Consider the following 23,415-nt stretch of genomic DNA (forward strand, 5'->3'; position numbering starts at 1 on the left):
CGTGTTGCAGTTTTCATTTGCGGCGCCGTGGCTGCTAAGCTCTAGGACGTCCCACCGGCAACGGAGGGATACCCTGGATGCCCTCGTAGCTCAGGGGATAGAGCGTCTGCCTCCGGAGCAGAAGGCCGTAGGTTCGAATCCTATCGAGGGCACAAACGAAAACCCCGCCAGTCCTGCTGGCGGGGTTTTCTGCATGCCGGCTACCGACTATCACTTACGGGCTTGCCGGGACCATGCCGCAAAATTGTCCGGCCTTGCTCCTAGGCTGATCCCAGTTGGTCTTTCCGATAGCAAAAGGGGTTTGCCGTGATGTGTTCCATCGTCCCGCCGTACATGCTTCGCAGGATTGCTGCCCAGAACGAACCCCGGCTCCGGGCGGTTGCCCGTGCAGCCAAGGAATCCCTGCTGCACATCAAGGGCCTGCAGGCCATCCGGACCGCTCCGGTTCCCGCGGCACCGCCCAGCGCACGGCAGGCCAAGCCAGGGCCGCCCAAGCGGACCATCTTCGATGCCCTCACCACTGAGGATCTTCCCGGCCAGCTGGTTCGCAAGGAAGGCGCTGCCCCCGTCGGGGACGCCGCGGCTGACGAAGCATATGACGGACTTGGTGGAACGCACCGTTTGTACGGTGAAGTTTTTGGGCGGGATTCCATTGACGATGCCGGACTGCCGCTGGATGCCACTGTCCATTACGGAAAGCTCTACGACAATGCCTTCTGGAACGGCAGCCAAATGGTTTTCGGAGACGGGGACGGACAAATCTTCCAGAGGTTCACAAAATCCGTCAGCGTCATCGGACACGAACTGGCCCATGGGGTCACGCAGTACACAGCCAACCTGGCCTACCGCAACCAGGCCGGCGCGCTGAATGAGTCGATGTCGGACGTTTTCGGCGTCCTGGTGGAGCAGTACATCAAACAGGAGTCCGTGGAGCAGGCCAGTTGGTTGATTGGACAGGGTTTGTTCACCGAGCAGGTCCAGGGAGCAGCCCTCCGCTCCATGAAGGCTCCCGGTACCGCGTACGACGACGACATCCTTGGCAAGGACCCGCAGCCGGACTCGATGGACAGCTACGTCCGCACCAGTGCGGACAACGGAGGCGTGCACATCAACTCGGGCATTCCAAACCGGGCCTTCTATCTGGTGGCAGCAGAACTCGGCGGCAAGGCCTGGGAGGCACCGGGCCAGATTTGGTACGGGACCCTGACCAGCGGGGCACTCCCTGCTACGTGCACTTTCGGGAAGTTCGCCAGGACGACGCTGGCCACGGCCGAGGAACTCTTCGGCAGCGGATCACCGGAGCATGACGCCGTCCGGAAGGCGTGGGACACTGTGAAGGTCAAGGTTTAGTCACGAGGCGGGACCGGACGCGCTGCATCCGGACCGCCCACGGGCTGACGTCGCAGGGGTAGAACGAGAAGCCGCCAGTCATGAAAATTACGGTTCAACGCAGTGGAGGAATCGCCGCGATGACACGTGTCTGGAGTGTGGAAGCCGTATCCCCGGATGAGAAGGAGCGATGGCTTCCGATTGTCGAGGCCTGCCCCTGGGATGAAGCCAAGGGCCAGGCCCGGGCGGTCAATGAACCGGACCGCTTCATGTACTCGATCCGGGCCGGACAGCACCGCGCCACCCTGCCGGACCGTGCCGTGACCGGACCGTGGCAGGAACTGATCGAGTGCGCCAAAGCCGAGGGCTCCGAGTCGCGGGGAGCCACCGGCCGGCGCCGTTAGCCGGCACTTGACGCCGTCAGATGGCTTCGGCCAGTTGCCCTCGAAAAGCCCGGCGGTAGCTCTGCGGACTCGTGTCGAGCACTTTGGCGAAATGGTGCCGCAGCAGGACCGAATGCCCGAATCCGGCTTCGCGGGCGACTTCGTCAATGTTCAGCTCTGTGGTTTCCAACAGTTCCTGTGCCCGGAGCACCCGCTGGGAATTCAGCCACGCCGCGGGCGTGGTCCCGGTTTCGGCCCGGAAGCGCCGGGCGAATGTGCGTGGTGACATGTGAAGCCGTGCTGCCAGTTCGTTGACGCTGTGTTCCTCGTCAAGGTGTTCCACCATCCACCGCAACAGCGCTTCCATGGGCGCCGATCCGCACGTCGGCATCGGCCGGTCGATGAACTGGGCCTGCCCGCCGTCGCGGTGCGGCGGTACCACCATATCGCGGGCGATGGCGGCGGCCACGTTGGCGCCAAGCTCCACGCGGACAAGGTGCAGGCAAGCGTCAATGCCCGCTGCAGTGCCTGCACTGGTGATGATGGTCCCGTCCTGTACATAGAGGACGTTCTCATCCACGATCACGGATGGATACCGGCTGGCCAGGTCCTGGGAATAGTGCCAGTGCGTAGTACAACGCCGTCCGTCCAGTAGTCCTGCCCGGGCAAGCGCATATGCTCCTGAGCAAATGGACATCACCCACGCTCCCCTGGCGTGCGCCGCCCGCAAGGCTTCGAGGACGGATTCAGGGACGACTTTATCCCGGCCAAACGGCGCCATGATCACGAGGTCGGCATCGGCCGCCGCCTCAAGGCCAAGGTTGACGTGCAGGGAGAGCCCGGACTTCATGCGGACATCCCCCGGCTCCGGGGTAACGACACGGAAGTCAAAGGCCGGAACTCCAGCCCCGCGGTCCGATCTGTCGATCCCGAAAACCTCGAAGGCCGTGCCGAACTCGAACACGGAGAAGTCCGGAACCACGATCACTGCGACTGTTTTCAACATACTTCCAGTGTGGCAGAAAATTATCTAAATGGGGCATTTCTGCCACTGTTTCTTGCGCCTGCACAGGAGCAATCTGGAGACATGGAAATCTTCGGAATCATCCTCTTCATCGTCCTCATCACCGCCGTCGCAGCCACCATCTCAGCCCTGCTGAAAGACGGACGCGGCCACAACCCTCCTGTCACGTCAAGGGAACCCTGGAGCGCCTTCGAGGCACCCAGCGCCCCGTACTGGAATCCACGCATCTACTAGGGCATGCCAGCCCACTGCAAGGTCAGCCCGACATCTACAATCGGCGCCCGCCAGTCCAAGGATTACTGCAGAGATCCTTTGACCGGCGGGCGCCCTTCTGTATGCCTGGCCGCCGCACCGTGGCGCATGGGCTAGATTCACTTGCATGATCCAAACCTCCGCCCGGCTCCTGCAGCTGTTGTCACTGTTGCAGGTCCGCCGGGAATGGACAGGCCCCGCCCTTGCCCACCGCATGGGAGTCACTGAACGTACTGTGCGTCGGGACATCGACAAGTTGCGTAATCTCGGATACCCCATACATGCCTCCCCCGGCATTGCCGGCGGGTACCAACTGGGGGCCGGCGCCCAATTGCCGCCATTGCTCCTGGACGACAACGAGGCCTTGGCCGTGGCACTGGGCCTCAACTCCGTGGCTGCGGGGCCTGTGGCAGGGATCGGCGAAGCGTCCGTCCGCGCTTTGGCAAAAGTGGAGCAGGTCCTTCCCTCCCGGCTCCGCCCCAAATTCGCCATGCTCAAGGCCGCCGTCACAACGCTTCCCAGCAACGCTGCCAGCGTCGATCCCCAACAACTGACCGTTGTCTCGGCGGCAATATCGGATCGGCGCCAGATCTCCTTTGATTACGTCAAGTCCGATGGCGACGCTTCACGCCGGCTGGTCGAACCCTACAGGTTGGTGGACACGGGACGGCGCTGGTACCTGGTTGCCTGGGACGTGGAACGCGAGGATTGGCGAACGTTCAGGGCCGACCGGTTTGCCTCGTTGCCGACCGAGCGGAAGAAGTACGCCCCGTCCATTGCCGGCGGAGGACCTGGCGGCCTACGTCCAGCAATCCATTACCCGCTCCCCCTACAGGTTCGACGTCGTTGTGCGCCTCCGCGCACCGCTCGCCGAGGTCGCCGCCGTCGTCAGTTCCCAGTACGCGACACTGACGGCCGACGGAGCGGAAGCAACGATCCTGCGGTCCGGATGGGACAACCTTGCGGCGCCGGCAGCCTACCTCGCTGCCCTGGACCTGGACTTCGAGATTCTCGAGCCGGAGGAATTCCGGTCATTTGCACGGCACCTCTCGCACCGGCTCAGTGCCGCCGCCGGGCCTGAAACAAACAGCGGAGCTGTCGCTGCGGACGCCGAACCCCGGCCACAGTAGACTGGCAGCAGCCATGACACTTCAAATTTCCTACCCCGCAGAGCTGCCCGTCTCCGAGCGCCGCGAGGATCTGATGGCGGCCATTGCCGCAAACCAAGTGACCATCATTGCCGGCGAGACCGGCTCGGGCAAGACCACGCAGATCCCCAAGATGTGCCTCGAACTCGGCCTCGGTGACAAGGGCCTGATCGGCCATACCCAGCCGCGCCGTCTGGCGGCCCGCACAGTGGCCGAACGCATCGCCTCCGAACTGGACGTCGAAATCGGCCAGGAAGTGGGCTTCCAGGTCCGTTTCACCGGCGAGGTCAGCGCCTCCACCAAGATCAAGCTGATGACTGACGGCATCCTGCTCGCTGAAATCCAACGGGACAAACTGCTCAGGAAATACAGCACCATCATCATTGACGAGGCCCACGAGCGAAGCCTCAACATCGACTTCATCCTGGGTTACCTCAAGCGCATCCTGCCGCAGCGTCCGGACCTGAAGATCATCATTACCTCGGCAACCATTGATCCCCAGCGCTTCGCCAAACACTTCGGCAGTGATGAAGAGCCTGCACCCATCATCGAGGTCTCCGGCCGCACCTACCCGGTGGAGATCCGCTACCGCCCGCTTACACAGCCTGCGGACGCTGATGACGAGACCTCGGACGACGAACTCGAAGAAGACCGCGATCCCCTTGACGCCGTCTGCGATGCCGTGGACGAGCTCGCCAAGGAAGCACCGGGAGACATTCTCATCTTCTTCTCCGGCGAGCGTGAAATCCGCGACGCCGCCGAGGCCATCAACGGCCGCATCCAAAGCAACCGGCGCCTTGCAGGCACCGAACTCCTTCCCCTCTTTGCCCGGTTGAGCCTCCAGGAACAGCACCGGGTCTTCAATCCCGGGGGCAAACGTCGCATCATTCTGGCCACCAACGTGGCCGAAACCTCGCTTACTGTCCCGGGTATCAAGTACGTGATCGACACCGGCACGGCACGCATCTCACGCTATTCGCACCGCACCAAGGTCCAACGCCTGCCCATCGAGCGGGTCTCCCAGGCATCGGCCAACCAGCGTTCAGGCCGTTGCGGCCGCGTGTCGGAGGGCATCGCGATCCGCTTGTATTCGGAAGAGGATTTCGAATCACGTCCGCAGTTTACGGATCCCGAGATCCTCCGGACCAACCTCGCCGCTGTCATCCTGCAGATGACGGCCATGGGAGTTGCCCGCGGACCCAAGGACGTGGAGAACTTCCCGTTTGTGGAACCCCCGGAGACCAGGGCCATCAACGACGGCGTGACCCTGCTGCGCGAACTCGGCGCCTTAAGCCCGGCGAAGTCCGCCGACGCCCGCGGCAACGGCCGAAGCGGCGGTGGACTGACCGCCGTCGGGCAGAAACTTGCCCAACTGCCGGTGGACCCGCGGCTTGGCCGGATGATCGTGGAAGCAGGAAAGCGCGGATGCGTCCGCGAAGTCATGATCCTCGCCGCCGCGCTGACCATCCAGGATCCGCGTGAACGGCCAACGGACAAGCAGCAGCTCGCCGCGGAAAAGCATGCCCGTTTCCGCGACGAGATCTCGGACTTCACCGGATTCCTCAACCTCTGGAACTACATCCAGGAGAAGCAGCGCGAGCTGTCCTCCACTCAGTTCCGCAAACTGTGCCGCAACGAGTTCATCAACTACCTGCGCGTGCGCGAATGGCAGGACCTTTTCACACAGCTCCGGCAGCTGGCCAAGCCCCTGGGCATCGCGCTGGATAACAAACGCGAAGCCGACCCCGTGGGGAACTACGAGGGCATCCACATCAGCCTGTTGTCCGGGCTGCTCAGCCACATTGGCCTGCTCGATGAGCGCAAGCGCGAATATGCCGGGGCACGCGGAAGCCGTTTTGCGATCTTCCCCGGTTCGGCGCTGTTCAAGAAGTCACCCACTTTCGTCATGGCCGCAGAATTGGTGGAGACCAGCAGGTTGTGGGCTCGCGTTGCTGCCAAGTTCGATCCCTTGTGGGCCGAGCAGGTGGCCCCTGATCTGGTGAAGCGAACTTACAGCGAGCCGCACTGGTCCTCCCGCCAGGGTGCGGTACTGGCCCACGAAAAGGTCACGCTCTACGGAGTGCCCATCATTCCGAACCGCCGGGTAAATTACGGACGCATCGATCCGGAGCTCTCCCGCGAGTTGTTTATCCGGCACGCGCTTGTGGAAGGCGAATGGAAGACCCACCACAAGTTCTTCCATCGCAACCGGGCACTCCTGCAGGAAATAGAAGAGCTCGAAACCCGCATGCGACGGCGCGACATCCTGGTTGACGACCAGACTCTCTTCGAGTTCTATGACGCACGCGTGGGCAAGGACGTGGTCTCCGAGAGGCACTTCGATAAGTGGTGGAAGGATGCCCGGCAGTCGGATCCCCATTTGCTGGACTTCGATCAATCGCTGTTGATGAGCGAAGACGCCGAGGCACTGGATGACTCCGCGTATCCCAAAACGTGGCTTCACAAGGGCTTCGAGCTTCCCCTGAGCTACGAGTTCCACCCTGTGGCACCCGGATCCGCTCCCAATCCTTCCGACGGCGTTACCGCTGAAGTTCCGGTACTTTTCCTCAACCAGCTGGACGATGCCCCGTTCCGCTGGCAGATTCCCGGCCAACGGGTTGAGCTCGTCACGGCGCTCATCAAATCCCTTCCAAAACAGGTACGGAAAAACTTCGTGCCGGCACCGGATGTGGCCAGGCAAGCCACCGCGGCGTTGGAAGCGGACTTCGATCCCGCCGTCGACGAGCTGGAGCCTTCCCTGGAGTTGGTCCTGCGCCGACTCAGGGGGCACATCATTCCGCCCGGCTCGTGGAACTGGGATGCGGTACCTCCGCATTTGCGCGTCAGCTTCAAAGTGGTGGACAGCAAGGGGAAGGTCCTGGACGAGGGCAAGGACCTCGCTGAACTGCAGGAAAAACTGGCACCGGCCACCCGCCGCGCCATCGCCGAATCACTGGGTGCCACGCCGGCAACCACGCTGCGGACCCCCAGTGGCAAGGGAACGGCCAGCCAAGCCGCGCCACCAGCCGGAGCCCCGGCACCTGGCGAAGGAACGGTAGCCGAACGGACCGGCATCACCGAGTGGGATTTCGGCACCGTGGATCGCCAGGTCAGCCGTGCTGTGAAGGGGCATGCCGTCACGGGGTTCCCCGCCCTGATGGACGAGGGGAAGTCAGTGGCCCTGCGGGTGTTCCAAAGCAAGGCAGAGCAGGAAGCCGCCATGCGAAGCGGCGTCATCCGGTTGCTGGCCCTGCGGATTCCTTCTCCGGACCGCTATGTGCTCGAACACCTGAGCAACACCGAAAAGCTCACCTTCAGCCAGAACCCCCACGGTTCGGTGAGCGCCCTGATTGCGGACTGCGCATTGGCTGCGATCGACAAACTCGTGCCCCAGGAACTGCCATGGGACAGGGAGTCCTTCGATGCTCTCTATGAGGTAGTCAGGGCAGAACTCATCGACACCGTTTTCACGGTGACGGCCGTCGTCGAACGCATCCTGGCCAGTACGCGGCGCATCCAGAAAGCGCTGAAGTCCAACGCCAGCCTGCCGCTCATCAGCGCCCTCAATGACATGAAGAGCCAGTTGGAGCAATTGGTCTTCCCCGGTTTTGTGGCACAGACGGGCTACGCCCAGCTCAGCCAGCTGCCGCGGTACCTGCAGGCCATTGAGAAGCGGCTGGAGAAACTTCCAGGCAACGTGCAGCGGGACAGCCTGAACATGGGCATCGTGCAGGCGCTGGAGGATGACTACGACGACGCCGTGTCGGCGCTGCTCCCGGGACGGCGGGCGGGTGCTGAGTTAACCCGGGTGCGCTGGATGATCGAGGAGCTGCGGGTGAGCCTCTTCGCGGTCGAACTCGGCACGGCCTATTCCGTTTCGGAGAAACGCATCCGCACGGTCCTCAACCAGGCACTGGCCCCGGCGTAACCCGAAGCACAAAAAACCCGGCGGTGCGTGTACAGCACCGCCGGGTTAAGAACAACGCGGAGTCAGTCTTCCGGGACAGCGTCTCCGTGTCCGGCTGAACGCAGCGCGGAACGCAGCTTTACGGCCGTCGCGTCCATCACCGCAGGGTCCGGGTTGTGATCGACATTGTGGATCTCAAAATCTGCTGTGGAATACGCAGGCCAGACGTGGACATGCAGGTGGTCCACCTCAAAACCCTCCATCAGGACGCCAACGCGCTTGGCGTCGAAGAGCCCTTCCTGCACCTTGCCGATGCTCTGGGCGACATCCATGACCTTGGCCAGAAGCTCCGGCGTGGCATGCGTCCAGGAGTCCACTTCCTCACGCGGAACCACCAGGGTGTGGCCCTGGGTAATGGGGGCTATGGTCAGGAAAGCCACCACTTCCTCGTCTTTCCACACGAAGCGGCCCGGGATCTCCCCGTTGATGATCCTGGTGAACAATGTGCTCATGCGTCTGCCCTTTCGGAGGGTTCCTGAAGTGTTGCGGTATCCAGCACAAAACGGTACTTCACGTCGCCGGCCACCATGCGGTCGTAGGCCTCGTTCAACTGCCCGGCGCCAACAATCTCGACGTCGCTGGCCACTCCGTGCTCGGCACAGAAGTCCAGCATTTCCTGCGTTTCCTCGATGCCGCCAATCAAGGAACCGGCGTAGGCGAGGCGGCGACGGATAAGCAGGCCGGGGCTGACCGGGGGCATGTCGTCGGCAGGAAGCCCGAGTTGGAAGAGTGCACCGTCCAGCCGAAGCGTACGGAAGTAGGGGTTGAGGTCGTGCGGAGCGGCGACGGTATCAATAATGACGTCGATGCTGCGGTTGGCAGCCTCCATCGCGTCGGCGTCCTTGGACAGCACCACGTGGTCGGCGCCAAGTTCCCGGGCTGCGTCAAACTTCGACTCGGAGGTGGTGAACACCGTGACTTCCGCGCCCATGGCTTTGGCGAGCTTGACCGCCATATGGCCCAGGCCGCCCAACCCCACCACTCCAACGGAGTCGCCTTCTTCAACATCGAAGTACCTCAAGGGCGAGTAGGTGGTAATCCCGGCACACAAAAGCGGAGCTGCCGCAGCCGGGTCCAGGTTCCCGGGCACTCGGAGCACGAAGCGCTTGTCCACCACCACCGCCGTCGAGTATCCACCCTGGGTGACGGCGTCTTCGTGGCGGGGATCGGCTGCGCCGTAGGTGCCCACGTTGCCGCGCTCGCAGTACTGCTCCAGTCCTTCAAGGCAGCTGTCGCATTCACGGCACGAGTCCACCATGCAGCCCACGCCAACACGGTCTCCGACCGCGAAGTCCTCCACGGCGGATCCCACCCTGGTCACGCTGCCAACAATTTCGTGACCGGGAACCAGCGGATACGGGGGCTGCCGCCATTCTCCCCGTGTTGCGTGCACGTCAGAGTGGCACAGGCCGCAGAATTCGATGGCGATCTCCACGTCGTCTTCACCAGGCTCGCGGCGGGCCACTGTCAGGGGCACGAGTCCGCTCACCGGCGAAGTGGCGCCATATGCCGCAGCCAACACTCCAGTGGAGGGCTCGGAACCGGCAGTGTCCAAAGAGATGGTCTTCGCGAGGGGCGGGGGAACAGGACGTCCAGGATTCATGCTTCGACGCTACTCCCGTCGGACCGGCTCATGCTACTTGGGCCGTCGGCAGGGTCACCATAAGGACCCTCTCCGACCACTACCTCATTCGCCCCGTTGTTCGACCATTGCGAAAACGAACCGGGGAACAAGGCCGCGCTGAAGCCTGCAATTTCCAGGGCAGCGATCTCGTGGGAGGCGGTGACGCCGGAACCGCAGTACACAGCAACCCTGGATGATGTGTCCAAACCCAACGCCTCGAACCGGCGCCGCAGCTCTTCGGCAGGAAGGAAGGTGCCCGCCTCCGAAACGTTCTGCGTGGTAGGCGCGCTGAAGGCACCGGGAATGTGCCCGGCCCGGGGATCGATGGGCTCCACCTCGCCTCTGTACCGCTCCCCTGCCCGGGCATCCAACAACACTCCATCGCGGCTCCACTGCGCCGCTTCCTGCTCAGTAATGGACGGCATTAGGCCATCGCCCAGGGAGACATTCCCGACGGCGGGACGCGCCTCGCCGGCTTCCAGGGCGTAGCCGTGTGAGCGCCAGGAGGACAGGCCGCCGTCGAGGAGGTAAACGGAGTCCACCCCCGCGTTGCGGAGCATCCACCACGCCCGGGCGGCGGCCATGCTGCCGCTGTCGTCGTACGCAACCACCGTGTCGCCGTCGTTGATCCCCCAACGGCGGGCCGCCTCCTGGAAGCGGTCCGGCGAGGGCAAAGGATGGCGCCCGCGTCCTGGAGCGGCATGGTCCGCAAGTTCCGTCGGGAGGTCCACGAAGACCGCCGCCGGAAGATGGGCCTCAAGGTAGTTCGCGTGCCCGTCTGTCCGGCCAAGGACCCACCTCACATCCAGGAGTACGGTGCGCTCTCCCGATTCAAGGCGCCGGTGCAGCTCAGTGGCAGTCATCAGGGTGGCCATGGGTTCTCCTTCGTCCGCGGGGTGATGGCCCCGTTGCTGCCGGAACCACGTTTCCAGCCTAGGCTTATCCGGTGAGCAATTCGTGTATTCAGGACCGGACCTGGGCCAGCGAGGCCATCCGCACCATCGAGGCTGAAAACAACCGCTCGGCGGACACGCATCTGTACGCGGTGCCCCTGCCGGAACACTGGGGCGTGCAGCTGTACCTCAAGGATGAGTCCACGCACCGCTCGGGCAGCCTGAAGCACCGCCTGGCGAGGTCGTTGTTCCTCTATGGACTCGTCAACGGCTGGATTACCGAGGGCACCACCATTGTGGAAGCGTCCAGCGGCAGCACGGCCGTCTCTGAGGCGTACTTTGCCCGGTTGATCGGCCTGCCCTTCATCGCCGTGATGACCAAAACCACCAGTCCGGAGAAAATCGCCCTCATTGAGGACTTTGGCGGCTCATGCTTGCTCGTGGACCATGCATCGGAGGTCTACGCCGTTGCCGAAGAGACCGCACGGACGTCCGGCGGCCACTACATGGACCAGTTCACCTACGCCGAGCGGGCAACGGACTGGCGTGGCAACAACAACATCGCAGAATCGATCTTCGAACAGCTTGCCCTCGAAGAGCACCCGGTGCCCGAATGGATCGTCGTCGGAGCAGGCACAGGCGGGACCAGCGCAACCATCGGCCGATACCTTCGCTATAACCGTTACCCCACACGCCTGGCGGTGGTGGACCCGGAAAACTCGGCCTTCTACCCTGCGTGGCGGGACGGCAACGCGGCGGCAGCGTCCGGTCTGCCTTCCCGCATCGAGGGCATCGGCCGGCCCCGCTCGGAACCGAGTTTTGTTCCGGCCGTCATCGACCACATGATCCAGGTGCCCGACGCCGCATCCGTCGCGGCCATGCGCCACCTCCGCAAACTGACCGGGCTTCACGCGGGCCCTTCCACAGGCACCAACTTGTGGGGTGTCTGGCAGCTGGTCGCCCGGATGGTGGCCGAAGGACGCAAAGGCAGCATCGTTTCACTCATGTGCGACGGCGGCGACCGTTATGTTGGCAGCTACTACGACGCCGGGTGGCTCGCGGCCCATGGCCTGGATCCGGCTTCACACGAGAAAGTGCTGGACCGGTTCCACGACACAGGAGTGTGGCCCGGCTAGACCTCTACCGACTCCCGGGGCGCGAGCCGCGTGTAGCTGGTGCCGTACCGTGCACCGATCCGCGTTACATGGCCCTCGACGACGCCACGCCCGAGTTCGTTGAGCAGGCCGTCGTGGACCGGGAAGGCCTTGGGGGCGCGGACGGAAATGACGAAGTCCACAACCTCGCCGATCTTGGACCACGGGGCGTGGATGGGGACCAGCAGTGTTTTGACTTCGATCCCGTCCGGGACCACGAAGGAGTCTCCGGGGTGGAACACGTTGTCGTCCACAAGGTAGCCGATATTTGCCACCACCGGGATCTGGGCATGGATGAGGGCGTGCTGTCCGCCGAAAGTCCGGATGCTGAAACCGGCGACGTCAAAGGATGAACCGGGGTCGACGGAGTGCACGCGGTCGGCGATGTCACTTTCTTCCTGCAGTGCGGCAGCTACCCTGGCCGGCGCATGGACCACCAGGTCAGGATTGCTCCGCAAAGCTTTGATGACCTCCGGGCTGTCGAGGTGGTCGTTGTGCTCGTGCGTTACCAGCACGGCGTCAGCTCCGTTCAACGCTTCGGCGGATTCGGAGAACGTCCCGGGATCAATCACCAGGACTTTTCCTTCCTTCTCCAACCGGACACAGGCGTGGGTGTACTTGGTGAGCATCATGAGGCCAGCCTAGGGGCGGCCGCTGAGAGTTTCCAAGCAGCCGCTGCTGGTAAAATCGAAGTTTGCCAGCATCCCCACGGAAATGAGCCTTTTCATGCCACACGGCACCAATTCCGCCACTACGGGCCCGGCCGGGCCGGTCACCGGCGGCGTCAAGGAGCAGCGCGTCACCAAGCAGCGCTTGGCCGTGAGTGCAGCGTTGGACGAATTGGATGACTTCGTCAGCACCCAGGAGCTGTACCGCCTGATGCAGAACAAGGGCATTTCGGTGTCCTTGGCTACCGCCTACCGCATTCTCCAGTCCCTGGCCGATGATGGCCTCATCGACGTCCTCCGAAATGGTGAGGGTGAGGCAGTCTACCGCCGCTGCGCCGTCACGGGCCACCACCACCACCTTCTGTGCCGGAACTGCGGCAAGGCCGTCGAGGTGGAGGCACCCGCCGTCGAGACCTGGGCAGCACGCACGGCTACTGAACACGGCTTCACCGAAGTAGCCCACACAGTGGAGATCTTTGGTCTGTGCCCCGAGTGCACCGCCAAAAAGGCCGCAGGAAAACTCTAGAGAGCCCCGGCCGGCTGGTCCCGCGTGACCCGGCCGTTCAGGCCGCGGTTGCTCCGCACCCGGCCAATAATCCGGCACACCACGTAAATCAGGAAAGACAACGTCGTCACATACGGGCTGATGGGGATGCGGCTGCCCAGGGCCAGCAGAATGCCGCCCACAGTGGCCGTCAACGCGAAGGCTACACTCAGGACCACCACCAGCTTGGGTGAGGTGGTCACACGCAACGCCGCCGCTGCCGGCGTAATCAGCAGCGCAAGGACAAGCAGTGCACCGACTATCTGGATGGACAGGGCAACACTGATGCCCAGCAGCACCATGAAGCCGATCGCCAGGCCGCGCACGGGAACACCCCGGGCTTCAGCCATTTCCGGGTCTACGCTGGCAAAGCTCAGGGGACGCCAGATGGCGAGCAAGGCGATCATCACTACCACCGCGGTTCCCGCCAACGCCTGCAGCTGAACAGTATCCACCGAGACAATCTGTCCGGTCAGCAGTCCGAACTTGTTGGCAGCCCGGCCTTCATACAGTGCCAGGAACAGAATTCCCAGGCCCAAGCCAAAGGGCATGATGACGCCGATGATTGAGTTCTTGTCCCGCGCCCTGACTCCCATGAAGCCGAGCAGGACGGCGGCCGCCACCGAACCGATCAGGGAACCGAAGATGATATCGGCTCCGATCAGAAGCGCGAAGGCCGCCCCGGCAAAGGAGAGCTCGGAGATGCCGTGGACGGCGAAGGCCAAATCCCGTTTCATCACGAACGTCCCAACCAGACCGCCCAGGAGTCCCAGTACGGCACCGGCCCAGAGCGAGTTCTGGACGAGGACCAGCAGTTCGCCGTAGTTCTCGAAGTTGAAGATGGTCTGCAGAATGGTGTCCAGATCCACTTAGAGGTCCTCCCCTGCACTTGCGTGGGCGTCGTCATGGAAGTGCGTGGTGGCGTCCGGCAGACCGACGACGACGATCCTCCCGTTGGTGTGGATGACCTCCACATGGCTGTCGTACAGTTCGGACAAGACTTCCGTCGTCATGACCTCCTGCGGCGTTCCGACCCGGAACTGGCCACCGGCCAGATAGAGCACGCGGTCCACGTAGTCGATCACGGGATTGATTTCGTGCGTCACGAAGACCACGGCGCTGTTCCGCTCGTGGCATTGCTGGTTGATCAACGAGCTGACGCCCTGCTGGTGGTGAAGATCAAGGGAGAGAAGAGGCTCGTCGCAGAGCAGGACCTGCGGTTCAGTGGCCAGCGCCTGGGCAACCCTCAACCGTTGCTGTTCGCCTCCGGAGAGCTGCCCGACCGGCACCTTGGCGTAGTCCGACGCTCCTACCAGTTCCAACAACTCGTCGATGCGCTGGTTGACCTTGCCGGACGACAACCGGATACCCCAGCGATGTCCGTCGATGCCCAGGCCCACCAAGTCCCGTGCGCGCAAGGGTGTATCCGGCGCGAAGGACTTCTGCTGCGGAATGTAGCCGATCCGCTTGCTGCCCCGTTCCACCGGATGCCCACCCAGGGACACGGTTCCGGAGTGCAGTTCCTGCAATCCCAGGAGGACCTTGAGGAAGCTGGTCTTGCCGCTCCCGTTCGGGCCGAGGACGGCGAAGAACTCACCCGGGTTGATGTCGAGGTCGAGGTCCCTCCAGAGTGTCCTCTTGCCGAACTGCAGGCTGGCTCCGCGGAGGCTCACTACGGGTGTCAAAGGTTGTCCTCGATCCATACGCTGCTGTGAACGTAGTTTGTTGGGGGCCGCTGCCTGGCGTCCGGGTGGGGGCGCTACCGGCGGCGGTGGCGGCAGGCAAAAAGGCCCCGCAGCCATCCTGAACATCTTAGGACGCCAGCGGGGCCCTTAACCGCATTGCCGGAGCCGGAAACGCCTACTTCTTCAGTGCGGATGAAACCGATTCCACATTGTCGGTCATCCATTGGACATAGTCCTTGCCCTCGGGCAGCGTTTCAGTGAAATTCAAAACCGGCACGCCGGCAGCCTCGGCTGCCCGTTTGACAGTTTCGGTCTGAGGACCGGCAGTCTGCTCGTTATAGGCCAGGAAACGGACCGAACCGGCACTGAGAAGATCAGTGGTTTCCTTCATGACGGCGGGCGGAACGTCCGTGCCCTCTTCCACAGCAGCGCTGTAGGCTTCCGGGGTCTTGTTCTCAAGGCCCGCGGCTTCCAGGAGGTACAGCGGCACAGGCTCCGTGATCGCCACGGGAGCGTGCCCGTCCGCAGCCTTCACGGCGTCGAGCTTTCCGGTCAGTTCAGTGAGCTTGGCTTTGAAGGCGTCTGCGTTGCCCGTAAAGGTCGCGGCCGAGTCCGCGTCCAGGCTGCCGAGCTTGCTTGCCACGGCATCGGCGAGCTTGCCCATGGCGTCCAGGTTGTACCAAACGTGCTCGTTGAACTCGCCGTGGTTATGCGTGTGGCCGTCCTCGGAGTGGGCCTCTTCGCTGTGGCTTTCCCCTTCGGGGGCGAGCCCTGAAATTTCGACGGCGCTGATCATGTTCTCATGGCCGATTTTGGTTTCATCGGCAATTTTGTGCAGGAATTCGTCATAGCCCCCGCCGTTCTCCACCACGAGCTTGGCTTTGGAGATCACCAGCTTGTCCTGGGCACTGGCCTCATAGGAATGAGGATCCTGGCTGGTCTTGGTGATGATGGCGTTGACGTTCACCTTGTCTCCGCCGACTGCTTTCACAATGTCGCCGTAGACGTTGGTGGACGTGACAACTTCGATGGCCCCGGAAGCCGAAGGACTGTTAGCTCCGGCCGTTCCGGCGCAGGAGGACAGCAGGAGCGCGGCCAGTCCTGCGGAAGCGGCTACGGACAGGCGGGCGGCGTAACGACGCACGTAAACCTCGGATCTACTCAAAATGAGAATCAAACACAATTACTGGGCAGATCCCAGTGTAGCCCTAATTGGGAATGATTCCTATTTAGCGAAAGGCGGGCATCGATTGAAAAATCGATGCCCGCCCGCTCTCCAAGCTCTCAGGCGGTTATGCCTGGGCTTGTTGTCCACCAAAGCGTCGAATGCCTGTCGCCTGGGTGGCATCGCGGATTTCGCCGACCAACTGCTCGATGACGTCTTCAAGGAACAAGACGCCCTGGGTGTCTCCACCGGCGCCAACAACACGGGCCAAGTGCGAGCCGGTGCGCTGCATGACGGACATGGCCTGCTCGATCTCGTCGTCCGGTGACAGGTTGGCCAAGGACCGGATGCGACCCTCGGCAATGGGGTGCCTGCGACCCTCGTCCGGGATGGACAGGATGTCCTTCACGTGCAGGTATCCGGCCAGTTCGCCGTCGTCGTCCACCATCGGGAAACGGGAGAAGCCGGTACGGCTGACCGCTTTTTCCAGGTCGACGGGCGTGGAGGCCGTCTTGAGCACCACCAGCTTGTCCAAGGGCACCATGATGTGGGACGCCGTGTGCTCCGAGAACTCCAAAGCACCGCTGAGCAATCCTGTCTCATCGTCCACCAGGCCGTGCCGGGTGGATTCCTGGACAATCGACTGCACTTCCTCAAGCGTGAAGGACGAAGACACTTCGTCCTTCGGTTCGATTTTCATCAACCTCAGGATGTGGTTCGCCAACCAGTTGAGGGACCAGATGACCGGGTTAACCACGCGGGCGATGAACATCAAAGGTGGCGCCAGCAGGAGGGCCGCCTTGTCCGCCACGGAAACCGAGATGTTCTTGGGGACCATCTCACCGAACGTGACATGCAGGAACGTGACGAACAGCAACGCGATCACGAAAGCGGAGATATCCGCCAGTTCGACCGGTACGCCCAGCAGTTCGAGCGGCTCCGCCAGGAGATGGTGAATGGCAGGCTCGGCAACCTGGAGGATCAGGAGCGAGCAGACGGTAATGCCCAACTGCGCACACGCCAGCATCAGCGACACATTCTCCATGGCGCGCAATGTTGTCTGCGCCCGCTTGGAGCCGGCCTCGGCCAGGGGTTCGATCTGGCTGCGGCGTGCCGACATGACGGCGAATTCGGCACCGACAAAGAAGGCATTGCCGATCAAAAGGACGACAAGCCAGACAATTCCTACCCAGTCACTCATACGGCACCTGCCTCGTGGTGGTCGGATCCGGCGTCGGCCTGCTCGTCATCACGGACTACGTGGTGGAAGCAGATCCTGTCGATTCTGCGGCCATCCATCCTGGTGACTGTCAGGGTGCCTCCCGGCGTTTCCACGACATCCCCCACCTTGGCTATCCGGCCAAGCTGACTCATGACGTAACCACCCACGGTTTCATAGGCAGACTCGTCGGGAACGGTGAGATTCGGGATCTGTTCCGACACTTCATCCGGCCGCAGCAGGCCCGGAAAATACCAGTCGCCTGTCGCGCTCTGCAGGACGCCGGGCCGGACTTTATCGTGCTCGTCAGCGACCTCTCCAACGATTTCTTCGACCAGGTCTTCAAGGGTGGCAATGCCCGCCGTGCCGCCGTACTCGTCAAGCACGACGGCGAGTTGCAGGTTGCCTTCGCGCAGTTCAGACAGGAGGGCATCAAGGTGGATGGTCTCAGGGACCTGAAGGACATCGGTCATGATGGCACCGGCCTGGAGCTTGGCCCGACGTTCAGCGGGTACGGCCACAGCCTTTTTGACATGGACCACGCCGCGGATATCGTCCGTGGAATCGCCAATGACGGGGAAACGGGAATATCCGGTACGCCTCGCGGCGTCAAGGATGTCAGTCACCGGCTGGTCGGCGTCGATGGTCTCCATGCGGATCCGGGGCGTCATGACGTCCGCCGCGGTCCTTCCGGAGAAGTTCAAAGTACGGGCCACAAAGTTGGCCGTACCGGCATCCAACGTCCCGAGTTCGGCCGACCGGCGCACCAAGGATGCGAGCTCAGCAGGTGTCCGTGCTCCCGAGATCTCCTCCTTGGCCTCCAGGCCAAACAGGTTCAGGACCTTGTTGGAGAACCCGTTCAGCACCACGATGGCCGGCTTGAAGACGGCAGTGAACATCAGTTGGGGTCGGGCAAGCCGCTTCCCAAGCGGGAAGGCGAGGGCGATGGCCATGTTCTTGGGGACCAATTCGCCCAGAAGCATCGACAGCAGCGTGGCGAAGGCCATGGCCACGATCAGGGCAACGGAGTGCACGACCTCGCTCGGGAGGCCCAGCAGGCCGAGCGGCCCGAGGAGCAACTGCCCGACAGAAGGCTCCATGACGAAACCAGTCAGCAGCGTGGTCAGTGTGATGCCCAGCTGGCAACTGGAGAGCTGGGTGGAGAGCGACTTGAGGCACTTCAGCAACGGAGCCGCAGCGTGGTCGCCATTGTCAACAGCGCGCTGGACGCTTGCCTGGTCGAGGGCCACCAGGGAGAACTCAACAGCTACAAAGAAGCCGGTCCCGAGGATGAGGGCAAAACCGGCGAGAAGAAGAATCCATTCCACTTAGCGCATCCCTCCAAGGGCAGGCGCGTGCAATGGGGTTAAGGCCTTCGGCCCGGGGAATCGCCCCGGCGGAGGCTGGTCGGGTGCAGCGGACGCATGGTCTGCGGCACCACCGGCAGTGAACGCCGGCGCGTGATGGGCATGTGAACGGGTATTGCCGGCTCGACGGGCACGCTGTGCGGAGTTGCCAGATTGGCTCCCCCGACAGTTCCCAGGCCGGCACCTAGATTTACTGTCCATAAGACTTTCAGTCTACAGTCCGGCAACCGTGGTCTCCCTCAGGAGGGCCAACTTCGCAACAAAAAAGCAGAGCCACGCCACTAAGTCAGCCGCAACATGATTTAGGTCACCACTATTGGCAGTTAACCAACGATCCTAACTAGACTGTCAGGGGTCTGAGTTCGCGGGACCCGGACCCTGTCCCATCGTTGCGGAAAAGCAACTTTGGCCAGCGGGAAAACAACACTCATGGAAGAGGCGTATTTCAAGTGCCAGAGCAGCCCAGCCACCGTCTACCAGAGGAATTTGGCGGAAACGAGTGGCTCGTTGACGAACTGTACGAGCGGTACCAACAGGACAAGAACTCGGTGGACACCAAATGGTGGCCGCTCTTCGAATCCTTTGCTTCCGCTGACGGCACTTCTTCCAACGGAACCTCTGCAGCCCCATCAGCTGCCAATCCCCCTACCCAAGTACTTCCCGTCGTAGCTCCGGCTGCAGCGGCACCGGCACCGGCGCCGGCGGCCCCCGCAGCAGCGCCGGCCGCCGCCCCCGCGGCTCCGGCCGCACCCGCTCCGGCGAAAAAAGCACCTGCCACGGTTGCCCGGGACGGAGCAAAGAAGCCCGCCGCCGGCACCGCTGCACAGCCGATCCCTGCCCAGCTGCCCAAGAGCAACAAGGCCCCGACAGCGCCGGAAGAGGACGTGGTTTCCGTCCTCCGCGGCCCGGCCAAGGCCATCGCCACCAACATGGTCACCAGCCTCGAAGTGCCTACCGCTACCAGCGTCCGGGCTGTTCCGGCCAAGTTGCTCATCGACAACCGCGTCGTCATCAACTCCAACCTTGCCCGTGCCCGCGGTGGCAAGGTCTCCTTCACCCACCTCATCGGTTACGCCGTTGTCCGTGCGCTTTCCCAGTTCCCGTCAATGAACGTCTACTACGACGAAATTGACGGCAAGCCGAGCGCCGTGCAGCCCGCGCACGTCAACTTCGGCATCGCAATCGACATGCCCAAGCCCGACGGCACCCGCCTGCTGATGGTTCCAAACATCAAGAAGGCCGAGACCATGGACTTCGCGGAGTTCTGGCACACCTACGAGGACCTGATCAAGCGTGCCCGCAACGGCAAGCTCACGGCTGACGACCACGCAGGAACCACGGTCTCGCTGACCAACCCCGGCGGCATCGGCACCGTGCACTCGGTCCCGCGCTTGTCCAAGGGCCAGGCGGCCATCATCGGCGTCGGCGCACTTGACTACCCGGCCGAGTTCCAGGGCGCCAGCGAGAAGATCATCGCCCAGAACGCCATCAGCAAGATCCTCACCCTGACCTCCACCTACGACCACCGGGTCATCCAGGGCGCAGGCAGCGGCGAATTCCTCAAGCTCGTCCACCAGCTCCTCCTCGGCGCGCAGAACTTCTACGACGAGATCTTTGAAGCCCTGCGCATTCCCTACGAACCCGTTCGTTGGAGCCCGGACCTGCAGGTGGATCCCGCGGACGAGATCAACAAGGTTGCCCGCATCCAGCAGCTGATCCACTCCTACCGCGTGCGCGGCCACCTCATGGCTGACACCGATCCGCTGGAGTACGTGCAGCGCAAGCACCCTGACCTTGACGTCCTGACGTATGGGCTCACCCTGTGGGACCTCGACCGCGAGTGGCCTACCGGTGGCTTCGGTGGCAAGCCGCAGCTTAAGTTCCGCGATATCCTCGGCGTGCTCCGCGATGCTTACTGCCGCACCACAGGCATCGAGTACATGCACATCCAGGAACCGGCCGAACGCAAGTGGTTCCAGGACCAGCTGGAGCACCCGTACTCCAAGCCGAGCCGCGAAGAGCAGCTGCGCATTGTCTCCAAGCTCAACGCTGCAGAGGCCTTCGAGACCTTCCTGCAGACCAAGTTCGTCGGCCAGAAGCGGTTCTCCCTCGAAGGTGGCGAGTCCCTGATTCCGCTGTTGGACGCCGTCATTTCGGACGCCGCTGACGACGGACTGGATGAAGTTGCCATCGGCATGGCCCACCGTGGCCGCCTCAACGTGCTGACCAACATCGCTGGCAAGACCTACGCACAGGTCTTCCGCGAATTCGAAGGCACCCAGGATCCCCGCTCCGTCCAGGGCTCCGGCGACGTCAAGTACCACTTGGGAACCGAAGGTACCTTCACCTCGGACAACGGCAAGCAGACCAAGGTCTACCTCGCCGCCAACCCGTCGCACCTTGAAGCCGTCGACTCGGTGCTTGAGGGCATCGTCCGCGCCAAGCAGGACCGCCTGGACCAGGGCGAGTCCTTCCCGGTGCTGCCCATCATGGTCCACGGTGACGCCGCATTTGCCGGCCAGGGCGTGGTTGCGGAAACCCTGAACCTCTCGCAGCTCCGCGGTTACCGTACCGGCGGTACCATCCACGTGATCGTCAACAACCAGGTCGGCTTCACCACTGCGCCGTCCTCTTCACGTTCCTCCACGTACTCCACCGACGTCGCGAAGATGATCCAGGCACCGGTGTTCCACGTGAATGGCGATGACCCCGAAGCCGTGGTGCGCGTTGCTCAGCTCGCCTACGAGTTCCGCCAGCGCTTCCACAAGGACGTCGTCATCGACATGGTCTGCTACCGCCGTCGCGGCCACAACGAAGGCGACGACCCCTCGATGACCCAGCCGCTCATGTACAACCTGATCGAAGCCAAGCGCTCCGTCCGCAAGCTGTACACAGAGTCGCTCATCGGCCGTGGGGACATCACCGAAGAAGAAGCAGAGCAGCTGCTCCGCGACTACCAGGAGCGCCTGGAGCGGGTCTTCGCCGAGACCCACGCCGCGCAGACGTCCCCGATCCCGATCATCACCGCGGACTCCGCGGCCGTTTCGGACATCGAGCGTCCCATTGCCCAGCAGGCGGACTTCGGGACCAACGCCCCCACGTCCACTGCGATTTCCGCTGAGACTCTTGCCCGCATCGGCCAGGCCCACCTGGAAATCCCCGAGGGCTTCACCGTCCACTCCAAGCTCAAGCAGCTGCTGGAGAAGCGCGAGCAGATGTCCCGTGAAGGCGGCATCGACTGGGGCTTCGGCGAAATCGCTGCCTTTGGTTCCTTGATCATGGAAGGCGTACCTGTGCGCCTTGCAGGGCAGGACTCGCGCCGAGGCACCTTTGTTCAGCGCCACGCCGTCTTCCACGACCGTGCCAACGGCAACGAGTGGCTGCCCTTGGGCAACCTCTCCGATGACCAGGCCAAGCTGTGGATCTACGACTCCCTGCTGTCCGAATACGCGGCCATGGGCTTCGAATACGGATACTCGGTGGAGCGTCCGGATGCGCTCGTTCTGTGGGAAGCCCAGTTCGGTGACTTCGTCAACGGCGCCCAGACCATCATCGACGAGTTCATTTCCTCGGCTGAGCAGAAATGGGGCCAGCGCTCCTCACTGGTGCTCATGCTCCCCCACGGCTACGAAGGCCAGGGCCCGGACCACTCCTCGGCACGCATTGAGCGCTTCCTTCAGATGTGCGCAGAAGACAACATGATCGTGGCCAACCCCACCACCGCGGCCTCGCACTTCCACCTTCTGCGCCGCCAGGCATACAGCCGTCCGCGCAAGCCGCTGATCATCTTCACGCCGAAGCAGTTGCTGCGCCTCAAGGGTGCCGCTTCCGCCGTCGAAGATTTCACCACGGGTGGCTTCAGGCCGGTAATCGGCGATCCGGAAGTCCAGCCGGCAAACGTGGACCGGGTCATCCTGGTCTCCGGCCGCTTGTACTACGACCTCCTCTCCAACCGCCAGAAGTCCGGTGACACCTCCACGGCGATCATCCGCGTGGAGCAGCTGTACCCGCTGCCGAAGGCTGAGATCGAGGCCGAGCTCGCCAAGTACCCGAACGCTGACATCGTTTGGGCGCAGGACGAGCCCGCCAACCAGGGCCCGTGGCCCTTCATGGGCCTGAACCTGGCACCGGAACTTGACCGCAAGCTCCGCCTGGTCTCGCGTCCGGCATCGGCATCCACGGCTGCCGGTTCCATGAAGCGCCACGCCGCAGAACAGGATGCCCTGATCAAGCAGGCATTCGAACGTAAGTAAAAACGAAACTGCCCGGCCTGAGGAGCGATTAGCACGCCTCAGGCCGGGCAGTTCTGTTTAATGGGACAGGTACCCGGTCCCAAAACCGGCCGATGATCCGGAAACTGTGCAAGGACCGTAACGAGTGTGAAGAGGTAACCGTGGAAGACAGGAAGCTGCGTATCGCAGCTGTTGGAGATGAACTGCTCGCGGGCCTGGGGGATCCCCGCGCCCTGGGCTGGCTCGGTAGAGTCCTGGCCCGCACACCCCAGGACTCCGTCGTGGTGGAGAGCTTTCCGCTCCCTTGTCCCATGGAAGGTACAGAGGGCCTGGCCGCCCGATGGCAGGAAGAAGCCGGCAGGCGCTTCAGCGATACCCATGAGAACCGGCTGGTGATCGGACTTTCAGGTCGCGATCTCGAATTTGGCCTTTCCACAGCGCGGAGCCGGCTGAATCTGGCCAACATCCTCGACGGAGCTTCGCACAGCAGCGTGGAGGTCTTCGTGGTTGGTCCGCCTCCCACTTTGGATCCGGCACGCAACAAGCGTCTTGCTGAACTCAACACAGCTTTTGCCGATGTCACCACGCGGCGCAACCACCACTACGTTGACACGTTCTCCCCGTTGCTCAATCATGAGCAGTGGAGGACGGACCTCGCAGCCAATGGGGGAACACCGGGCCAGGCCGGCTACGGCTTGATTGCGTGGCTTGTCCTGCACCGTGGCTGGTTCCAGTGGCTTAATATCGCTCAACCGGAGTAG

General features: G+C 62.9%; 18 protein-coding genes, 1 tRNA gene and 1 pseudogene. 10 read left to right on the forward strand and 10 right to left on the reverse strand.

Annotation, left to right across the window (positions count from 1 at the left end):
• The first annotated feature begins 79 nt into the window (after positions 1-79).
• The 3 genes from PYR64_RS11830 to PYR64_RS11840 all read left to right on the forward strand — a co-directional run bounded on the left by PYR64_RS11830 (position 80) and on the right by PYR64_RS11840 (position 1,733).
• Positions 80-152, forward strand: a tRNA-Arg gene (locus PYR64_RS11830).
• Between the two features lie 181 nt (positions 153-333).
• Complete coding sequence (locus PYR64_RS11835; RefSeq protein ID WP_051088465.1) at positions 334-1,350, forward strand: M4 family metallopeptidase; 1,017 nt, start codon at positions 334-336, stop codon at positions 1,348-1,350.
• Between the two features lie 80 nt (positions 1,351-1,430).
• Positions 1,431-1,733 carry a protealysin inhibitor emfourin gene (locus tag PYR64_RS11840; protein ID WP_275775377.1) on the forward strand — a complete coding sequence of 101 codons (303 nt, stop codon included), beginning with the start codon at positions 1,431-1,433 and terminating at the stop codon, positions 1,731-1,733.
• 16 nt (positions 1,734-1,749) lie between these two features.
• Here PYR64_RS11840 and PYR64_RS11845 read toward each other — a convergent pair whose 3' ends face one another.
• Positions 1,750-2,718, reverse strand: coding sequence for a helix-turn-helix domain-containing protein (locus tag PYR64_RS11845; protein ID WP_018776366.1), 969 nt, complete (start codon positions 2,716-2,718; stop codon positions 1,750-1,752).
• 81 nt (positions 2,719-2,799) lie between these two features.
• Here PYR64_RS11845 and PYR64_RS11850 point away from each other — a divergent pair, with 81 nt between their 5' ends.
• The 3 genes and pseudogenes from PYR64_RS11850 to hrpA all read left to right on the forward strand — a co-directional run bounded on the left by PYR64_RS11850 (position 2,800) and on the right by hrpA (position 8,064).
• On the forward strand, positions 2,800-2,970 hold the full coding sequence (locus PYR64_RS11850; protein WP_018776367.1) for a hypothetical protein: 171 nt from the start codon (positions 2,800-2,802) through the stop codon (positions 2,968-2,970).
• Between the two features lie 145 nt (positions 2,971-3,115).
• Positions 3,116-4,118: pseudogene (locus PYR64_RS21765) on the forward strand (WYL domain-containing protein).
• A 13-nt stretch (positions 4,119-4,131) separates the two neighbouring features.
• Complete coding sequence (hrpA, locus tag PYR64_RS11865; protein ID WP_275775380.1) at positions 4,132-8,064, forward strand: ATP-dependent RNA helicase HrpA; 3,933 nt, start codon at positions 4,132-4,134, stop codon at positions 8,062-8,064.
• Positions 8,065-8,126: 62 nt separating this feature from the next.
• Here hrpA and PYR64_RS11870 read toward each other — a convergent pair whose 3' ends face one another.
• From PYR64_RS11870 to PYR64_RS11880, 3 genes are read right to left on the reverse strand one after another with little or no spacing between them, the layout of a single operon-like run.
• Positions 8,127-8,555 (reverse strand): HIT family protein, encoded by a 429-nt coding sequence (locus tag PYR64_RS11870; protein ID WP_018776370.1) that lies wholly within the window; start codon positions 8,553-8,555, stop codon positions 8,127-8,129.
• The gene (locus tag PYR64_RS11875) at positions 8,552-9,706 is read right to left on the reverse strand and encodes an NAD(P)-dependent alcohol dehydrogenase (RefSeq protein WP_275775382.1); all 1,155 of its coding nucleotides are present in this window, start codon (positions 9,704-9,706) and stop codon (positions 8,552-8,554) included. Before PYR64_RS11875 ends, PYR64_RS11870 begins: the two co-directional genes overlap by 4 nt.
• Positions 9,703-10,602 (reverse strand): sulfurtransferase, encoded by a 900-nt coding sequence (locus PYR64_RS11880; RefSeq protein ID WP_275775384.1) that lies wholly within the window; start codon positions 10,600-10,602, stop codon positions 9,703-9,705. The genes PYR64_RS11875 and PYR64_RS11880 overlap by 4 nt, the downstream gene beginning before the upstream one ends.
• Positions 10,603-10,673: 71 nt before the next feature.
• On the opposite strand from PYR64_RS11880, the gene PYR64_RS11885 reads away from it, so the two are divergent.
• Complete coding sequence (locus PYR64_RS11885) at positions 10,674-11,756, forward strand: PLP-dependent cysteine synthase family protein (RefSeq protein WP_275775386.1); 1,083 nt, start codon at positions 10,674-10,676, stop codon at positions 11,754-11,756.
• On the opposite strand, the gene PYR64_RS11890 is transcribed toward PYR64_RS11885, so the two are convergent.
• Complete coding sequence (locus tag PYR64_RS11890; protein WP_039242078.1) at positions 11,753-12,406, reverse strand: MBL fold metallo-hydrolase; 654 nt, start codon at positions 12,404-12,406, stop codon at positions 11,753-11,755. The genes PYR64_RS11885 and PYR64_RS11890 overlap by 4 nt on opposite strands.
• Positions 12,407-12,500: 94 nt before the next feature.
• Between PYR64_RS11890 and PYR64_RS11895 the strand changes: the two genes are divergently transcribed.
• Positions 12,501-12,968 (forward strand): Fur family transcriptional regulator, encoded by a 468-nt coding sequence (locus PYR64_RS11895; RefSeq protein WP_018776375.1) that lies wholly within the window; start codon positions 12,501-12,503, stop codon positions 12,966-12,968.
• Here the strand turns inward: PYR64_RS11895 and PYR64_RS11900 are convergent.
• The 5 genes from PYR64_RS11900 to PYR64_RS11920 form a co-directional block, all read right to left on the reverse strand.
• Positions 12,965-13,855, reverse strand: coding sequence for a metal ABC transporter permease (locus PYR64_RS11900; RefSeq protein ID WP_018776376.1), 891 nt, complete (start codon positions 13,853-13,855; stop codon positions 12,965-12,967). The two genes, PYR64_RS11895 and PYR64_RS11900, sit on opposite strands and share 4 nt — an antisense overlap.
• Positions 13,856-14,671, reverse strand: coding sequence for a metal ABC transporter ATP-binding protein (locus tag PYR64_RS11905; RefSeq protein ID WP_227453525.1), 816 nt, complete (start codon positions 14,669-14,671; stop codon positions 13,856-13,858).
• A 175-nt stretch (positions 14,672-14,846) separates the two neighbouring features.
• Positions 14,847-15,848 carry a zinc ABC transporter substrate-binding protein gene (locus PYR64_RS11910; protein WP_055972079.1) on the reverse strand — a complete coding sequence of 334 codons (1,002 nt, stop codon included), beginning with the start codon at positions 15,846-15,848 and terminating at the stop codon, positions 14,847-14,849.
• A 115-nt stretch (positions 15,849-15,963) separates the two neighbouring features.
• Positions 15,964-17,037: a hemolysin family protein gene (locus PYR64_RS11915; RefSeq protein WP_018776379.1), complete on the reverse strand. Its 1,074-nt coding sequence runs from the start codon at positions 17,035-17,037 to the stop codon at positions 15,964-15,966.
• Positions 17,034-18,383: a hemolysin family protein gene (locus PYR64_RS11920; RefSeq protein ID WP_018776380.1), complete on the reverse strand. Its 1,350-nt coding sequence runs from the start codon at positions 18,381-18,383 to the stop codon at positions 17,034-17,036. Before PYR64_RS11920 ends, PYR64_RS11915 begins: the two co-directional genes overlap by 4 nt.
• A 488-nt stretch (positions 18,384-18,871) precedes the next feature.
• Here PYR64_RS11920 and PYR64_RS11925 point away from each other — a divergent pair, with 488 nt between their 5' ends.
• Positions 18,872-22,675 (forward strand): multifunctional oxoglutarate decarboxylase/oxoglutarate dehydrogenase thiamine pyrophosphate-binding subunit/dihydrolipoyllysine-residue succinyltransferase subunit, encoded by a 3,804-nt coding sequence (locus PYR64_RS11925; protein ID WP_110503940.1) that lies wholly within the window; start codon positions 18,872-18,874, stop codon positions 22,673-22,675.
• A 92-nt stretch (positions 22,676-22,767) separates the two neighbouring features.
• Positions 22,768-23,415 carry a GDSL-type esterase/lipase family protein gene (locus tag PYR64_RS11930; RefSeq protein WP_018776382.1) on the forward strand — a complete coding sequence of 216 codons (648 nt, stop codon included), beginning with the start codon at positions 22,768-22,770 and terminating at the stop codon, positions 23,413-23,415.

Origin of the sequence: Paenarthrobacter sp. Y-19 (assembly GCF_029223985.1) — a bacterium.
Lineage (GTDB): Bacteria > Actinomycetota > Actinomycetes > Actinomycetales > Micrococcaceae > Arthrobacter > Arthrobacter nicotinovorans.

Excerpts from the sequence above, each read along its gene's own strand:
- PYR64_RS11845 (WP_018776366.1), bottom strand. The coding sequence starts at position 2,718 with ATGTTGAAAACAGTCGCAGTGATCGTGGTTCCGGACTTCTCCGTGTTC.
- PYR64_RS11850 (WP_018776367.1), top strand. The coding sequence starts at position 2,800 with ATGGAAATCTTCGGAATCATCCTCTTCATCGTCCTCATCACCGCCGTC.
- PYR64_RS11930 (WP_018776382.1), top strand. The coding sequence starts at position 22,768 with ATGATCCGGAAACTGTGCAAGGACCGTAACGAGTGTGAAGAGGTAACC.
- PYR64_RS11880 (WP_275775384.1), bottom strand. The coding sequence starts at position 10,602 with ATGGCCACCCTGATGACTGCCACTGAGCTGCACCGGCGCCTTGAATCG.
- hrpA (WP_275775380.1), top strand. The coding sequence starts at position 4,132 with ATGACACTTCAAATTTCCTACCCCGCAGAGCTGCCCGTCTCCGAGCGC.
- PYR64_RS11840 (WP_275775377.1), top strand. The coding sequence starts at position 1,431 with ATGAAAATTACGGTTCAACGCAGTGGAGGAATCGCCGCGATGACACGT.
- PYR64_RS11915 (WP_018776379.1), bottom strand. The coding sequence starts at position 17,037 with ATGAGTGACTGGGTAGGAATTGTCTGGCTTGTCGTCCTTTTGATCGGC.
- PYR64_RS11895 (WP_018776375.1), top strand. The coding sequence starts at position 12,501 with ATGCCACACGGCACCAATTCCGCCACTACGGGCCCGGCCGGGCCGGTC.
- PYR64_RS11870 (WP_018776370.1), bottom strand. The coding sequence starts at position 8,555 with ATGAGCACATTGTTCACCAGGATCATCAACGGGGAGATCCCGGGCCGC.
- PYR64_RS11890 (WP_039242078.1), bottom strand. The coding sequence starts at position 12,406 with ATGATGCTCACCAAGTACACCCACGCCTGTGTCCGGTTGGAGAAGGAA.
- PYR64_RS11875 (WP_275775382.1), bottom strand. The coding sequence starts at position 9,706 with ATGAATCCTGGACGTCCTGTTCCCCCGCCCCTCGCGAAGACCATCTCT.
- PYR64_RS11835 (WP_051088465.1), top strand. The coding sequence starts at position 334 with ATGCTTCGCAGGATTGCTGCCCAGAACGAACCCCGGCTCCGGGCGGTT.